Source organism: Pelagibius sp. (genome assembly GCF_965249265.1).
GTDB lineage: Bacteria > Pseudomonadota > Alphaproteobacteria > Kiloniellales > Kiloniellaceae > Pelagibius.
Window position 1 is genome coordinate 5,227,645 of record NZ_OZ252224.1, and the last position, 15,701, is coordinate 5,243,345.

The following is a 15,701-nucleotide window of genomic DNA, read 5'->3' on the forward strand; positions in this document are numbered from 1 at the left end:
GACCGGTGTTACCCCTGCCCCAGGGTCACGGCTTCAGCCAATTCAAGCCCTTCGCTGCCCTGTTCCAACCAGTGGTCGGCCAGCCGGACCACGTTCTTGGGCCCGTCGAGAAGGCCGGGTACGACGACTTCGGAAGGCAGGTGTTGCTGCGGCAGGCTGCGCAGGGCGTCGGCCATCGTCCGGGCGTCGCGGTGCCCGTTGTCCTGGAGCATGCGGACCAGACCCAGATCCTGCGCGCGCGAGGCCCGGATGTACTGCTCCATGCGCGGTTCGGTGCGGGGCACGAGAAGGGCGCGCTTATCGAAGGAAAGGACTTCGCAGAAGGTGTTGTAGCCGCCCATGCAGACCAGCCCGGCGGCCTGCGCCATCAGGTTTTCGATGCGCGCTTCAAAGGTGATCGCCTCGACCTTGTCGAGCTTGGCGACACGGGCCTGAAGGTCGCTCTGCACCTCGCTGTTCATGAAGGGCCCCAGAACCAGCAGCGCCGGATGAGGCAGGTCCGGGTCGTCCTCGTAAGCGCGCAGGACCCAGTCGATAATCGCCTCGCCGTCGCCGCCGCCGCCGACGGTGACCAGGATAAAGGGGTCCTTGATCTTCTCCAGGGTCACCTGTGCCGCCGCTTCCGGGATGCCGCGGCGCAGATAGCCGGTATAGCTCATCTTGCTGCGCACGGAATCCGGCAGCGCGATGCCCTCCAGCGGATCGCAGATCTGCGGCAGGCCGTAGATCCAAATGTCGTTGTAGTAGCGGGCCAGGGCGGGCACCACCTGTTTGCGCTCCCATTCCGGCGCCAGCAGGCCGGGCTCGTCCATCACGTCGCGCAGGCCCAGCACGCAGGGGGTGCCGCGCCCTCCGAGCATTGCCAGGGTGCCCTCAACCTCACCGCGCAGGCCGAGCGGTTCCTTGTCGACGATGAAGAGATCGGGATCGAAGGCCTTGGCGGTATGCTCGATGATCGACTCGCGCATCGCCATGGTCTGCTCGATATCGATGTGCAGTGCCAGCGAGGTGTAGTCGCCGTTGCGCAGCTTGATCACCCCCGGCACGCGCACGAAGTCGACGCGGGCGCGAAAGTCGAAGGAGCCGATGATCGGCGATCCGGAGAGAATCAGCACCGACAGCGCCTTGTGCGCCTCGGCCAGGGTGTGCGCAATTTCCCGGCAGCGGCGCAAGTGGCCGAGGCCGAAGCTGTCGTGGCTGTAGATGAGGACCCGCTTGCCTCTGCGGCTTTCCTGCACGCCGCATTCTCCCGTCTCATTGCACGCGGGCGCGACTATGGCACAGGCCCGGCTGTGCAGGAAGCCTGCTGAAAAACCCGCTCGTAGACCAACGAAAGCGTGATCGCGGGCCTCTTGCCGCCGCCGGAGCAGATGTGGAATTGATGGAATCGCCCTGGAGAGCCAGTTCGGGGCGACCGTTTACCCATTCCGGGCCTTGGGCTAAGTTGCCACTGGAGAAGGGCTGGAGCTGACCGCAGGATCAAGCGGTTAGCGCGGATCGACGAGGGGTATGGAACCAAGTATTTTCAAGTATGTGTGGCGGCACAGCAAACCGGAACAATTGGTTATCGTGTTCCTGGTTCTGCTGTCTCTGCCGTTCTATTACTTCTCGCGAACCTGCCCAAGCAGATCGTCAACGAAGGCATTCAGGGCCAGGGTTTCGACGGCCCCGGTGCGACCCAGAGCTTCATGAGTCTGGATCTGCCCTTCGGCGAAGCGCTGTTCGGCCGGCCAGTCACGCTGTTCGATGGCCTGTCGCTGGATCAGGCCGACATGCTGCTGGCGCTGAGCCTCTCGTTTCTGACCCTGGTGCTCGTCAACGGTCTCTTCAAGTTCGTCATCAACACCCGCAAGGGCCGTATGGGCGAGCGTCTGCTGCGCCGCCTGCGCTACGAACTCAGCGACCGCATCCTGCGTTTCCCCCTGATCCATGTCCGCCGGGTCAAGCCCTCCGAGATGGCGACCATGATCAAGGACGAGGTGGAACCGCTGGGCGGTTTCATCGGCGATGCCTTCGCCACGCCGCTGTTCCTCGGCGGTCAGGCGCTCACGGCGCTGATCTTCATCATGGTGCAGTCGATCTGGCTCGGCATGGTGGCGGCGGCGGTGGTTCTTTTTCAGGCTTTTCTCATTCCCAAGCTGCGCAAGCGCATCCTGGTCCTGGGACGCGAAAGACAGCTCACCGCGCGTATGCTGGCCGGGCGCATCGGCGAGCTGATCGACGGTGCCGTCGAGGTTCAAGCCAACGACACCACGAACTACGAGCGCGCCGATCTCACCTCCCGCCTGGGGCGCATTTTCAACATCCGCTACGAAATCTATCAGCGGAAGTTCTTCGTCAAATTCCTCAACAATCTGCTCGCCCAGTTCACGCCTTTCGTCTTCTACCTCGGCGGCGGCCTGTTGGCGATTTCCGGCCATCTGGATATCGGCGCGCTGGTTGCGGTCATTGCCGCCTATAAGGACCTGCCCTCGCCGATCAAGGAACTGATCGACTGGGATCAGCAGCGCCTGGACGTGCAGATCAAGTACGAGCAGGTCATCGATCAGTTCCAGCCGCCGCAGATGATCGATCCGAAACATCAGGCAGCGGACAACGATCCGGGGCCGCCGCTCGCCGGTCAGATCAGTGCTTCGGCCCTGACCCTCAACGACGAGAACGACATTCCGCTGCTGCGGTCCATCAGCTTCACGACCGAGGTAACCCAGCACATTGCGATCGTCGGCAGCAGCGGCAGCGGCATGGAACAGCTCAGCCTGCTGCTGGCCGGCCTGGTTCAGCCGAGCTCCGGCCATCTCTGGATCGCCGGCAAGGACATCGGCGAACTGCCCGCGGCGGTGATCGGACGGCGTCTCTCCTATGTCGGACAGAACGCCTATCACTTTGCCGGTTCGCTGCGGAACAATCTGCTCTACGGCCTGAAGCACCGTCCGGTGATCGAGGCTGATGCGGAACACGCCACCAGCGCGGCGGATCTCGCCGAAACGCGGCGCGCCGGAAACCCGCTTCTGGATATCAATGCCGACTGGATCGACTACGCGGCTGCCGGCGCTGACGACAAGGAAGGCATGACCGAGCGTTTGCTGGACGTCCTCGCCGTGGTCGATCTGATCGATGATGCCTATCGCTTCGGGCTGACCGGCACCATCGACCCCGAAGACAAGCCGGAGGTGGCGGAGGGCATTCTGAAGGCCCGGGCGGCGATGGTCGAACGTCTGGCGACCAGCGGCAATGACGACCTTGTGGTGCGTTTCGAGGCCGAGCGCTACAACATGAACGCTAGCGTGGCGGAGAACCTGTTGTTCGGCACGCCGCAGCGCGCCGACTTCGTCTCCGACAAGCTGGCCACCAACGAGACGCTGGCCCAGGTCCTGCGCGAGGCGGACCTGACGGATGCCTTTGTCACCATGGGCGTGACCATCGCCAAGACCATGGTCGAGATCTTTGCCGATCTGCCGCCGGGTCACCCCTTCTTCGAGCAGTTCAGCTTCATCAGCGATGATGAGCTGCCGGAGTTCCGCACCATCGTCACCCGCGTCGAGAATTCCGGGGTGGAAGCCCTGGACAAGGCGGCGCGCCAGTTGCTGCGCGGCCTGCCGTTCAACTATGTCGAAGCCCGTCATCGTCTCGGCCTGGTCGACGAAGCCATGGCCGGGCGGCTTGTCGATGCCCGGGTGCGGCTGGCCGAGCGCCTGAAGAAAGACTGTCCCGACGCCGTAGAGTTCTACGTCGCCGATGCCTACAACGCCGCCGCCTCGTTGCAGGACAACATCCTTTTCGGGCGCCTCGCCTACGGCCAGGCAAAGGCGGAGGAGACCATCGGCACGACCCTTGCCGAGGTGCTTGACGATCTGGGCCTGCGCAAGACGGTGATCGAGGTCGGGCTCGATTACAACGTCGGCATCGGCGGCGGGCGTCTTTCGGTCGCGCAGCGCCAGAAGCTGGCGATCGGCCGGGCCCTGCTGAAACAGCCGGACATTCTGATCGTCAACGAGGCCGCCTCGGTGCTCGACCGGGCGAGCCTGGTAAGGTTGATCGACAACATTCTGGCGATGCGCAAGGGCCGCGGCGTGATCTGGACGCTGCAGCGGCCGGAACTGGCCAGCCGCTTCGAAACCATCCTGGTGATGGGCGAGGGGCGCCTGGTCGAGCAGGGCAGCTTTCAGGACCTGACGCGCAACGGCGGCACTTTCAAAAATCTGGTTGCGGCAGAGTAGCTGTCAAAAAGACGTGGGGCCAAAAAGGCGCGGGGAACAAGCCCGCGCCAGACACATAGAGGAGCGAGGAAGCGGGGCATGAGTATCGATCAAGAAGTGGAGATCCTGCGGCGTATTCCGATCTTTTCGCAGATCGAACCGGCCAAGCTGAAACTCATGGCCTTTGCCAGCGAGCGCCTGATCTACAAATCCGGGCAGACGCTCTTCGCCCAGGGCGAAATGGGGGATGCCGCCTATATCGTTCTGGAGGGCACCGCGGACATCCTGGTGGACGCCGCCGACGGTCCCCTGCGGGTCGCCCAGCTCTCCGACAACGAAATCATCGGCGAAATCGCCATTCTCTGCGATATCCCCCGCACGGCGACGGTGCAGGCGGCGACCGAACTGGCGACCCTGAAGATCACCAAGGATCTGTTCTTTCGCATGATTATGGATTTTCCGGAGATGGGGGTCGAGGTGATGCGGGTTCTCGCACACCGGCTGGAACAGACCACCAACCAGTTGCGCGAGGCGCGGGCCGCCGGCTGACCCTATATATGAACCTTGTTTTTGTTTATCGGAGCGCGCCGCCATGAGTCGCCTCGACAGCTTCATTCGCCGCGTCCAGGCGCAACGCGCCTGTATCGACGAAGCCATTGCCCTGGTGCAGGGCCTGCCGGGACCGGTTTTCGAACTGGGTCTGGGCAACGGACGGACCTACGACCATCTGCGCGAGGGCTGCCAGGGGCGGGACATCTTCGTCTTCGAGCGCAATGTTGCCGCCCATCCTGACTGCATCCCCGATGCCGAGCACCTCTTCGAGGGGAACCTGGAAGACACCCTGGAGGCCGCCGTCGGGCGGTTTAGCGGTCAAGTCGCGCTGGTTCATGCCGATCTGGGCAGCGGCCGGGCCGACCGTGACGCCAAGGTCTCGGCCTTTGTCGCCGCACGTCTGCCGCTGCTGCTCGCCCCCGGTGGTGTGGTGGCGTCGGATCAGGATGTCGGCTGGCCCGGGGCCGAGGCCCTGGCCTTGCCGCCGGAGGTCCGCCCCGGCCGCTACCACCTCTACCGCAAGGGCTGAGCCGCGTTCGGGCGCTCGCTCCCGTCCTCTTGCCTTCCCCTCCCGCTATCGCGGGAAAGCCCCCTCACCCCGACCCTCTCCCACGAGGGGAGAGGGGGAACCAAAATGACAGCGTCGTCTGTAATTCCCCTCTCCCCTCGTGGGAGAGGGAGGGGCCCGCGAAGCGGGAGGGTGAGGGGGCATCCCGCGTCAGCGGGAAGATAACGGAGCCTCCTGCGCTGGCTAACCGACCGGCAAGACTCTGCGAACGACCTCATGGACCCCCCAAAGCATCCCTTAGGGCGGAAAAATTCATTTCAGATCCAAAACGACCGGCACATGGTCCGAAGGCTTTTCCCAGGTCCGCGTTTCGCGGGCGATGGTGAGGTTTTTCATACGCTTACGCAGGGCTTCGGTGACCAGAACATGGTCCAGGCGCCAGCCGTAGTTCTTGGCGAAAGCCTGGGGAAAGCGGTATCCCCACCAGGTGAAAAGCTGTTCCGGTTCCGGAATGAAATGGCGCGGCGCGTCGATCAGGCCGCCGGCGGCCCAGAGCTTGGCCATGTGTTCGGCCTCCACCGGCGTATGGCCGACGCTGCGCCGTAAGCGCTTGTGATTCCACACATCGTTTTCCAGCGGCGCGACATTCAGATCGCCGACCAGCACCGCCTTGCGGTCCGCCAGCTTGTCTTTGCGGGCCCACTTGGCCATCTCCGTGAGGAACTGGAGCTTGTGAGCGAATTTGTCGTTTTGTTCCGGGTCCGGAACATCGCCGCCGGCCGGGACGTAGAAGTTGTGCAGCTCCACGCCGCCGACGGTGACCGCCACGTGGCGGCAGTCGTCGCGTCCGCACCAGACCCGCCTGTCCGGTTTGCTGAAGCGCCGGCGCGAGATGATGGCCACCCCGTTATAGCCCTTCTGGCCGTGCACCTGGTGATGCGGATAGCCCATTTCCGCCAGGGTTTTCGCGGGAAAACTCTCGGTCGTCATCTTGATCTCCTGTAGGCAGATGACGTCCGGTTCGTGTTCCTGGGCAAAGCGCGCCAGGTGGTCGATCCTTTGGCGCAGGGAGTTGACGTTCCAGGTGGCGATCCTGAGGGGCATGGGCGCTCCAAAGTGGCAGGGAGGGATATCGTTCCGCAGTCGAAACGGAAAAAGTTGATCGTTTCGGACGTGAAACGAAAGCGGATGGCGTTGCCGCGAAGCTATCGCGCCCTGGCGGAGGGTTTCAAGTGCGCCGCGTCCCGGGACGCAACTCTCCTGACAGTTTGAGTCTGGAAGTGGGGGCTGGAGAAGAAGGAACGCCCGGTCGGGGGGGATCCGGGCGTTCCGTTTCTCCGCGGAGAAGCGGAAGAAAGGCAGGGGAATGCATTCTTCCGCAGTTTGCCGGCACGCCTTTGCGGCACCGGCTGTTAACACTTAATTTAGGATCGATCGCCCGCATTGCAATCTCACATCTGCGTGCGCCGTACGATTGTTTGCCGCGGCGGATTTCCCGCTGGCGGGGGTGCATCCGGGGGCTTTGAATTTCAATGACTTGGACCCGAGGCTGGTTGCGCCCGGCTTACCTCTGTATTCAGGTGGTGGCGCTCAGAAGCGGCTTTTCCGCCGTTTTTCTCCGTGCCGCGCGGGCCTGAACCGCCGCGCCGAAGTCGGCGAAGAGCCGGCTGGAGAAGGGGTCTTCCCAGGCTTTGTATTCCGGGTGCCACTGAACCCCCAGGGCAAAGTCGCGCGCGCTGTTCACGCTGACCGCCTCCACCGTGCCGTCCTCGGCCCAGGCCTCTTCGGTCAGGCCCCCGGCAACCCGGTCCAGCGCCTGCCAGTGCAGCGAATTCACCGTCAGCGTTTCCGCCCCCGCCATGGCCGCCAGGGGTCCGCCGGGGCGCAGGCGCACCGGATGCCTGGGCCCGTACTGCACATCGAGCTCGGGATGCTGCGGGCGGCGATGGTCCATGCGCCCTTCGATCTCGTGCACGCGGGGGTGCAGGCTGCCGCCCAGGGCCACGTTCAGTTCCTGGAAGCCGCGGCAGATGGCCAGAAAGGGCACGTCCTCCTCCAGCGCCAGCCGGATCAGCGCCAGACTGGTGGCATCGCGCGCCCGGTCAAAGGGCTCGGCCTCCGGGGTTTCTGGCTGGCCGTAGTGGTCCGGGTGCACGTTGGAGGGGCTGCCGGTCATCATCACCCCGTCGAGCCGGGCCAGCAGGCCCCGCAGGGCCAAGAGGTCCTCGCCCAGCGCCGGAATCATCAGCGGCGTCGCCCCGGCGCAGACCGCCAGGGCCCGCACATACTTGTCGCCTACGGTATGAAAGGGCTGGCCCTCGACATTGCGCAGACAGGCCGGCACGGCGACCAGGGCGGTTTCCGGGAAGTTCGACATCTCGTTCATGCCTTTCTAGGTACGCCCGCGCCGCGCGGCTGACAAGGGCTCTGCGCTGGGCTTCCGGCCGCTGGCCCTCGCGGCGGCGTGACTTGCCGTGTCCCGCCGCGCCTGCCATATCAGCGGTGATCATGGTTGAGCTGGATTTTCTTCTGGGCTGGAAGACGGCGGCGGTGGGATTCTGGATCCTGCTGTTCTTCGCTGCCGAACGCCTCCGCCCCGCGGCCCCGCCGCCGGTTGGGGGAGACCCTCAGGAACATAACCCAAGGGGCGGCTGGTGGCGCGTTGCCCGCAACCTCAGCCTCTGGCTGATGAATGCCGCGCTCTCACCGCTCGTCGTGCTGCCGCTCACCTTCTGGGCCGCCAGCCATGCCCTCGACTGGCGGCCGGCCTGGTGGCAGGGGTTGCCGGGCCTCGCCCTCGACATTCTGCTGCTCGATCTGCTGATCTACTGGTGGCACCGCGCGAATCACGAACTGCCGTTTCTCTGGCGCTTTCACGAGGTCCACCATCTCGACCGTTTCCTCGATACCACCTCGGCTCTGCGGTTCCACTTCGGCGAGGTGCTGCTCTCGGCGCTCGCCCGGGCGGCGGTCGTCCTGGCGCTCGGGTTCCCTTTTTCCTCGGTGCTGGTTTTCGAGGCCCTGGTGCTGATCGCGGCGATCTTCCACCACTCCAACCTGCGCCTGCCGGCCGGGCTCGAAAACGCCCTGGCAAGGCTGATCATCACGCCCTCGCTCCACTGGGTACATCACCACGCCCGGCGACGGGACACGGACTCCAACTACGGCACGCTGTTCAGTTTCTGGGACCGTCTCTTCGCCAGTCGCAGCCTGACGCCCCGCAGCCTGGCCATGCCCATCGGCGTCGAGGGCCGCGATGAGGAATCCCTGCCGGCGCTGCTGCTGCATCCCCTGCGCGCTGCGCCGGCGGCTGCGGCTTCCGGCCGCAAGGACCTGCCTGAGGGCTGATATTCCAACCTGCCCCAGGCGCTACCCCGAAAGTCGAAAGGCTAACTCAAAAGTATAGCCCGCCGCCTTGGTTTGAACCGCGGCCGAGAACTCCCCGACACAAGCGCGAACGGTCAATTCCGACCGAGTCACGCCGCATTCATTCAACAAACTCTTGGGGAGTTTAAAATGAAAACCTTTGCTTATGCGCTTATCGCCGCCCTGGCCCTCGGGGCCACTCAGTCCGCCGTTGCCGAGCGGGCCAAGCCCTCTCAGCCGACCGCGCCGACCCTGAAGGTGGAACCTCATAAGGCCAAGCCGGATCTCGTCGTTGTTCAGGCCGTCCGCGGCCCCGATTATCCTGACGGTGTGGGCCGGATCTACATTGTCTACAAGAACATCGGTCCGGTCGCCGCCGGCAAGTCGACGGGTCTCGCCACCCACGACAACAATGTTGGCTGCGGCACCTACATGGCCGTGCCGCCCCTGGCCCCGGGCGCCGTGTCCGGGCACACCATCAAGTACTGCAAGGACGTGCCGACGGGTACCCGCATCCGGGTGATCGCCGACGTTCAGAAGAAGGTCGATGAGTCCAAAGAGAACAACAATCGTCGGTTCTTCAACTGGTAAGCCCTAGAGCAGATCCGGGTTTGATGGAATCGCTTGAGCGATCCATCAAACCCGGTGAATCTGCGCTAATCCTAAGTGTAGAGCGGATTCACATGTCCAGACGCAAACACCAAAGTGTTTCCGTCTAAACATGATCCGCTCCAGCGGCGGTCCGGGATTCCGCGCAGATCCAGGGCCCGGGCCGCCGGACCGGTAGCCGCCCTTCAGCGGTGGCCAACCGTCAGCGGTCGCGGCCGCGCTTGTTGTGGACTTCCAGGTCGCCGTACTTGAAGAGGTCGCCGTCGATTATCCCGCCGTAAACGGGATTGACGAGGGAGACCTGGGTCTCAATGCCCTGGGGGTCGGTCAGCTCCCACTTGCGCAGGGTCAGCGGCCGGTCGGTGAAGACCAGGGTGACGGCGCCGCCGTCCGGCGTGTCGGGATCACGCAGCGACACCCTCAGGGTACCCAGCGCCTCTTCGATGCCGACGATATCGACGTTGTCGTCGAAACGCACTTCCTCGCGGATCAGGAACCACAGCGGGGTTTCCCAAAGCGGCAGGAAGGTCGCCTCTTTCAGTTCCTTGTCGTAATAGAGCAGTGTCAGCCCGTTTGCGATCAGCAGCACCGGGGTCGGCGGGTCGTAGTCGAACCGCATCTGGCCCGGCCGGTCGACGAAAACCGCACCTTCGGCATAGCCGCCGTTGCTGGAGGTCTGCACGAAGCGCGCCTCCATGGTGCTGATGTCGTTCAGAAAACGCTCGACCCGCGACAGGGCCGAAACCTGATCCGGCGAGAGCGCGCCCAAGGGCTTTTGGTTCTGGGGGGCCTGATTCTGCGCTTGTAGGGCAGGCGCCGTAACGAGTCCGCCGGCCGCCGCAAGCCCGGCGGCCGCCCCCAGCTTCAGCAGTTTCCGGCGCGGTATGATCATGGTTTTCCGGGTCATACGTCGCCGCCGCCCGGCGGGATCACTTCGCGCTTGCCGACGTGGTTGGCTGCTGAAATCAAACCTTCGCTCTCCATGCGCTCGATGATCCGGGCGGCGCGGTTGTAGCCGATCTGCAGGTGGCGCTGCACGAAGGAGGTCGAGGCCTTGCGGTGCTGCAGCACCAGGGCGACGGCCTGATCGTAGAGATCGTCGCCGCTGCTTTCGCCGAAACCGCCGCCGCCGCCGTCAAACTCGGCCTCGGCGTCTTCGGTGATGGCTTCGATGTAGGAAGGCTCCCCCTGGCGTTTCAAGAAGGCGACGACATCTTCCACTTCCTGGTCGGTGACGAGGGGGCCGTGGACGCGGGTGATGCGCCCGCCCTGCGCCATGTAGAGCATGTCGCCCTGGCCCAGAAGCTGTTCGGCGCCCTGTTCGCCCAGGATGGTGCGGCTGTCGATCTTGGAGGTGACGTGGAAGGAAATCCGCGTCGGGAAGTTGGCCTTGATGGTGCCGGTGATGACGTCCACCGAGGGGCGCTGGGTGGCGACGATCAGGTGAATGCCGGCTGCCCGCGCCATCTGGGCGAGGCGCTGGATCGCCGCCTCCACATCCTTGCCGGCGACCAGCATCAGGTCGGCCAGCTCGTCGACGATCACCACGATCAGCGGCAGGGGGTCGAGGTCGAAGGGCTGCTCCTCGAAGATCGGCTGGCCGGTCTCCGGGTCGAAGCCGGTCTGCACCTTGCGGGTCAGCACCTCGCCCTTGCGCTGGGCTTCCTGGACCCGGGCGTTGTAACCCTCGACATTGCGCACGCCCATGCGCGACATGGCGCGATAGCGCTCCTCCATCTCGCGCACCGCCCATTTCATGGCGACCACCGCCTTTTTGGGTTCTGTGACCACCGGCGCCAAAAGGTGCGGAATGCCGTCATAGACCGACAGCTCCAGCATCTTGGGGTCGACCATGATGAATTTGCAGGCTTCCGGCCCCAGGCGGTAGAGCAGCGAGAGGATCATGGCGTTGATCGCCACCGACTTGCCGGAGCCGGTGGTGCCGGCCACCAGCACGTGGGGCATGCGCGCCAGGTCCACCAGATTGGGCACGCCGCCGATGTCCTTGCCCAGCACCAGGGGCAGCTTGCCGCCGTTCTTTTCGTAGTCTTCGGCGGCCAGCAGTTCGCGCAGATAGACCGTATCGCGCTTGGCGTTGGGCAGCTCGATACCGATCACCGAATCCCCGGGCACCACGGCGACACGCACCGAAACCGCGCTCATCGAGCGGGCGATGTCGTCGGCCAGGCCGACCACGCGGCTGGTCTTGGTGCCCGGCGCCGGCTCCAGGTCGTAGCGGGTGACCACCGGGCCGGGACGCACCTTCACGATCTCGCCGCGCACGCCGAAGTCTTCCAGCACCGTTTCCAGAATGCGGGCGTTCTTCTCCAGCGCGTCGCGGTTCATGCCCTGGCTCTTGCCGCCGCCCTTGGGCAGATCCAGCAGGTTCAGGGGCGGCGTTTCGTAGACCCCGGTCGCGCCCAGGTCGAGGCGCCCCTGGGCGGCGGCCTTGGCGCGGCGCGACGGCTTGGCCTTGCGCGGCTTGGTGGCGACCAAAGCCGCTTCGGCTTCTTCCTCTTCAAAGTCCTCTTCCGGCTCATAGGCCGCCGGGCTCGTGTAGGCCGGGGCCATATCGTCTTCGTCGAGCTTCGGTTCGACGCGCTGGCGGCTGGCCTCGCGGCGTGCCGCCCGGGCTTCGCCCGGCTCACCCCGGCTTTGGCGCTGCATGGCCTGGCGGATACCGCGGCTGGCCCCGCCGAAGACCCAGGCGACCCCGCCGCGCAGCATCTGCCACTCCGGCCGGGTCAGGCCGAGGGAGAACAGCAGCGCCGGCAGGCCGAGGATGAAGGCGGCCAGGGCCAGCATCCAGAAGGGGGTGCCGAGGAACAGGCCGAGATCGGTCAGCGCCAGATCGCCGACGAAGCCGCCCAGCCTGTTGTCGAGCGGCCAGGAATCCGGTTTGGGGATCGCTTCGAAAGACATCGCCAGCAGGATCAGGCCGGTGGGAAAGGCGGCGAGGCGCCACCACCAGCGGCTCGGCAACTGGCGTTCGCGCAGCAGGCGCCAGCCCCAGGCGAAAAGCACCAGCGGCGCCAGCAGGGCGGCAAGGCCCAGTGATTGCATCATGATGTCGGCGGTGTGGGACCCGAACAGACCCAGGGGATTGCTAACGGGGGGATTGCTGACCGGAGGTTCGACCGCCGTTGTCAGACCGCTCTCTGCGCTGCCGACCGCATCGTTCCACGAGGGGTCCTGCGGATTGTAGGTCAGGCAGGACAGGAAGACCGCAAAGGCCAGCACCGCCAGCAGCGCACCGGCCAGTTCGATGGCGCGGTTCTTGAAGAACGTGCTGGTGCCGCTGGGCAGCAGCGGCGGCCGCGCTTCGCGCGTTCCGGCGTTGCTCAGTCGCATAGCCATGGTTCTAACCCTCTAAAGCTGCCGACAGCGCCGGCGCGTCGCTGTTGCCCGCCCCATCGCTATCCCCGTCGTTATCAAGGACCCGGACGATCCGCTTCAGGCCCTCCTCGGTGGTTGCCGCGTCATAGACCAGGGCGACACGGATGTAACGCCGGCCCGGATTGTGCCCTGCGGCGTCGGTTTCACACATATAGGCCCCGGGCACCACTCTGACGGCGGCTTCGCGCCACAGCTTCAGGGCCGCCGCCTCGCCGTCGCCGACGTCGAGCCAGAGGAAGAAGCCGCCGTCGGGCTTGGCGAAGCCGAAGCGCTTGCCGAGCAGGCGCTCGGCCAGGGCGAAGTTCTTGCGGTAGTAGGCGCGGTTGGCCTCGACATGGCTTTCCTCGCGCCACAGGCGGGCACCGGCGGCCTGGATCGGATGGGGCACGCCGGCGCCGCCCATCTTCAGCACGGCGTCGAGCCCGTCGATCAGCTTGGCGGAGCCAGCGGCGAAACCGCAGCGCAGGCCGGGCACGGAGGAACGTTTGGACAGGGAATGAAAGACCAGCACCCGGTCGAGTGCTGCCTCGCCGCTGCCGCTCAACGCCGCCGCCTGCAAGGCGCCGGCGGGCGGCCTGTCGTCATAGATCTCGGCATAGCATTCGTCGAAGGCGACGACGAAGTCGTGGCGCCGTGCCAGTTCGATCAGCTTGCCGAGCTGTGTCACATCGGCAGCGGCGCCCTGGGGGTTCGACGGTGAACAGAGGAAGCAGAAGATGGCGCGGTCCAGAACCGCGGGGTCGAGGGATGCGTAGTCCGGCAGGAAACCGCTTTCGGCGGTGGCCGGCACGAAGACCGGTTCGGCCCCCACGGCAACCGCCGCCCCGGCATAGACGTGATAGAAGGGATTGGGCATCAGCACCACCGGCGGCCCGGCGCTATGATGTTTTTGGCCGTGATGGTTCTGCGCATGGTCTTGGGCTGCGGCCAGCAGGGCGAAGAACAGGCCCTCGCGGGTGCCGGGCAGCGGCAGGATGGAACGCTCGGTCGAGATCAAACCCTCGGGCAGGGCGTAGCGCCGCTGCAGCCAGGCGCCGCAGGCGTCGCGGTAGGCGTCGATGCCGCGCGGCAGCGGGTAGCGCGACCAGCTTGCCGCGGCGGCGGTGATCTCTTCGGCTACAAAGGCGGGCGGCTGGTTCTTCGGCTCGCCGATGGACAGCAGGATCGGCGCGCCGTTGGCAGGATCCGGCGGGCTGTCACCGAGCAGACGGTTCAGCCTGGTGAAGGGATGAAAGGTTTGCAGCGAACGGCGGTCGGCCAAGATGGTCTCTGTCTCCAGGGTTCGACTGGAATCGGCCGGCTATCGAAAGGGTCGCGGTGTGAAGCGCCGGGCGGCCCTCCCGGCGGCGCGATAAAAACAAACGATCCTAATGCGCAACGATTCTAATAGTTTGGCGATTCTAACGGGCCTGCCACGGCCTCACAAGCGTGCCCTGGCCCAGAAAGTCGCGGCGAAATCCACGGTGGAATCCAGGGCGAATCCATAGCCTCGGGGCGGTCATAGCAGAAAGCCTAGCCCCGGATTTGGGCAAAAAAAGGGCCCGGAAGCAGCGCTTCCGGGCCAGGCTGGCAGAGGATAATCACATCGGCCTTGGGGAAGGTTCCTGTGGGAAGACCCCGCAGGCCCGCCCCATCAGCGCGATGCAATCATCGGAAAATTCAGTTCATGTGGTTCACAAGGCCCCCGATCACAGAGATTGCGAGCCGTGGCCGAACTCGGGATAGGCCTCCATCCCCAGTTCCGCCTTGTCGAGACCCATCTCCTCGGCTTCCTCGTCGACCCTGAGGCCGATGGTAACCTTCAGAGCGAACCAGACGATGGCGCTGGTGACGATCATGAAAGCACCGATGGCAACGATGCCGACGACCTGGGTGACGAAGCTGCCGCCGCCGAAGATCGCCACCGCCAGGGTGCCCCAGATACCGGCCACCAGGTGGGCGGAGACAGCGCCGACCACATCGTCGACCTTCAGTTTGTCGAGCAGCGGGATGGCGAAGACCACCAGGCCGCCGCCGATGGCGCCGATGATGATCGACAGAAAGTGGTTCTGCAGATCGGGGCCGGCGGTGATCGCCACCAGGCCGGCGATGGCACCGTTGAGCGCCATGGTCAGGTCGATCTTTTTGTAGATCGCCTGGGTCAGGAAGATCGCCGCGACCACACCGCCGGCTGCCGCCAGGTTGGTGTTCACGTAGACGATCGCCATGGCCGAGGCATCGAGCGCCGAGCCCAGGGCGAGCTGGGAGCCGCCGTTGAAACCGAACCAGCCGAGCCAGAGCACGAAGGTGCCCAGGGTGGCCAGAGGCAGGTTGGCGCCGGGCATCGGGTGCACCGCGCCGTTGGCGCCGAACTTGCCCTTGCGCGCGCCGAGGATGATCGCCCCGGTCAGCGCCGCCCAGCCGCCCACGGAGTGGACGATGGTGGAGCCGGCAAAGTCGGAGAAGCCCATCTCGGCCAGCCAGCCGCCGCCCCAGGTCCAGGAGCCCTGGATCGGGTAGAGAATACCGGTGAGGATGACCACGAAGATCATGAAGGGCCAGAACTTGATGCGCTCGGCCAGGGTGCCGGAGACGATGGAGGCCGCGGTGGCGACGAAGACCATCTGGAAGAACCAGTCCGACATCACCGAGTAGCCGTTGGCGGTGACCGCCGCGACCAGTTCCGGTGTCGCCTCGTCCGCGCCCAGCAGCGCGATTTCCGCATCGCTGGTGTTGTAGAAACCGCTGAGGGCGCCGAAGTAGCCACCGTCGACGTTGGTGTACATCAGGTGATAGCCGATCACGTAGTACATGATGCCGGCGACCGAATAGAGCGCGATGTTCTTCAGGCAGATCGTCGCGGTGTTCTTGGTGCGCACCAGGCCGGATTCCAGCATGGCGAAACCGGCGGCCATCCACATCACCAGGAAGCCGCTGACCAGGAATGCAAAGGTGTTGAAGACGAAGGCCGTCTCTTCAGTGACCTGCGCGTGCGCCGGCGTCGTCGCCAGCAGGAAAGCGCCACCGGCGAGCCCTGCCAGGCCGGCCGTGCGCTTCATCTTGTTGCCCGTAACTCTCATCTGTTCAGATCCCCT

General features: G+C 65.1%; 12 protein-coding genes. 5 read left to right on the forward strand and 7 right to left on the reverse strand.

Features of this window, described 5'->3' with window-relative positions; genetic code table 11:
- Positions 1-8 precede the first annotated feature (8 nt).
- Complete coding sequence (locus ACP146_RS24315) at positions 9-1,238, reverse strand: glycosyltransferase family protein (protein WP_422369345.1); 1,230 nt, start codon at positions 1,236-1,238, stop codon at positions 9-11.
- Positions 1,239-1,535: 297 nt separating this feature from the next.
- On the opposite strand from ACP146_RS24315, the gene ACP146_RS24320 reads away from it, so the two are divergent.
- The 3 genes from ACP146_RS24320 to ACP146_RS24330 all read left to right on the forward strand — a co-directional run bounded on the left by ACP146_RS24320 (position 1,536) and on the right by ACP146_RS24330 (position 5,277).
- Entirely contained in the window at positions 1,536-4,217 is a 2,682-nt protein-coding gene (locus ACP146_RS24320; protein ID WP_425032974.1) for an ATP-binding cassette domain-containing protein, read from the forward strand.
- Between the two features lie 78 nt (positions 4,218-4,295).
- Positions 4,296-4,745: a cyclic nucleotide-binding domain-containing protein gene (locus ACP146_RS24325; RefSeq protein WP_422369347.1), complete on the forward strand. Its 450-nt coding sequence runs from the start codon at positions 4,296-4,298 to the stop codon at positions 4,743-4,745.
- 43 nt (positions 4,746-4,788) lie between these two features.
- Positions 4,789-5,277, forward strand: a complete 489-nt coding sequence (locus ACP146_RS24330; RefSeq protein WP_422369348.1) for a class I SAM-dependent methyltransferase — start codon at positions 4,789-4,791, stop codon at positions 5,275-5,277.
- A 291-nt stretch (positions 5,278-5,568) separates the two neighbouring features.
- Here ACP146_RS24330 and xth read toward each other — a convergent pair whose 3' ends face one another.
- The gene (gene xth, locus ACP146_RS24335) at positions 5,569-6,360 is read right to left on the reverse strand and encodes an exodeoxyribonuclease III (RefSeq protein WP_422369349.1); all 792 of its coding nucleotides are present in this window, start codon (positions 6,358-6,360) and stop codon (positions 5,569-5,571) included.
- A 472-nt stretch (positions 6,361-6,832) separates the two neighbouring features.
- Entirely contained in the window at positions 6,833-7,642 is an 810-nt protein-coding gene (locus ACP146_RS24340; protein WP_422369350.1) for a gamma-glutamyl-gamma-aminobutyrate hydrolase family protein, read from the reverse strand.
- 122 nt (positions 7,643-7,764) lie between these two features.
- Between ACP146_RS24340 and ACP146_RS24345 the strand changes: the two genes are divergently transcribed.
- Entirely contained in the window at positions 7,765-8,604 is an 840-nt protein-coding gene (locus ACP146_RS24345) for a sterol desaturase family protein (RefSeq protein ID WP_422369351.1), read from the forward strand.
- 168 nt (positions 8,605-8,772) lie between these two features.
- Positions 8,773-9,213: a CARDB domain-containing protein gene (locus ACP146_RS24350; protein WP_422369352.1), complete on the forward strand. Its 441-nt coding sequence runs from the start codon at positions 8,773-8,775 to the stop codon at positions 9,211-9,213.
- A 220-nt stretch (positions 9,214-9,433) separates the two neighbouring features.
- On the opposite strand, the gene ACP146_RS24355 is transcribed toward ACP146_RS24350, so the two are convergent.
- From ACP146_RS24355 to ACP146_RS24370, 4 genes are all read right to left on the reverse strand, one after another.
- Positions 9,434-10,138, reverse strand: a complete 705-nt coding sequence (locus tag ACP146_RS24355; RefSeq protein ID WP_422369353.1) for a LolA family protein — start codon at positions 10,136-10,138, stop codon at positions 9,434-9,436.
- Positions 10,135-12,582, reverse strand: coding sequence for a DNA translocase FtsK 4TM domain-containing protein (locus ACP146_RS24360; protein ID WP_422369696.1), 2,448 nt, complete (start codon positions 12,580-12,582; stop codon positions 10,135-10,137). Before ACP146_RS24360 ends, ACP146_RS24355 begins: the two co-directional genes overlap by 4 nt.
- A 10-nt stretch (positions 12,583-12,592) precedes the next feature.
- On the reverse strand, positions 12,593-13,888 hold the full coding sequence (locus ACP146_RS24365; protein ID WP_422369354.1) for an aminotransferase class I/II-fold pyridoxal phosphate-dependent enzyme: 1,296 nt from the start codon (positions 13,886-13,888) through the stop codon (positions 12,593-12,595).
- A gap of 427 nt (positions 13,889-14,315) precedes the next feature.
- Positions 14,316-15,686 carry an ammonium transporter gene (locus tag ACP146_RS24370; RefSeq protein WP_422369355.1) on the reverse strand — a complete coding sequence of 457 codons (1,371 nt, stop codon included), beginning with the start codon at positions 15,684-15,686 and terminating at the stop codon, positions 14,316-14,318.
- Positions 15,687-15,701 lie beyond the last annotated feature (15 nt).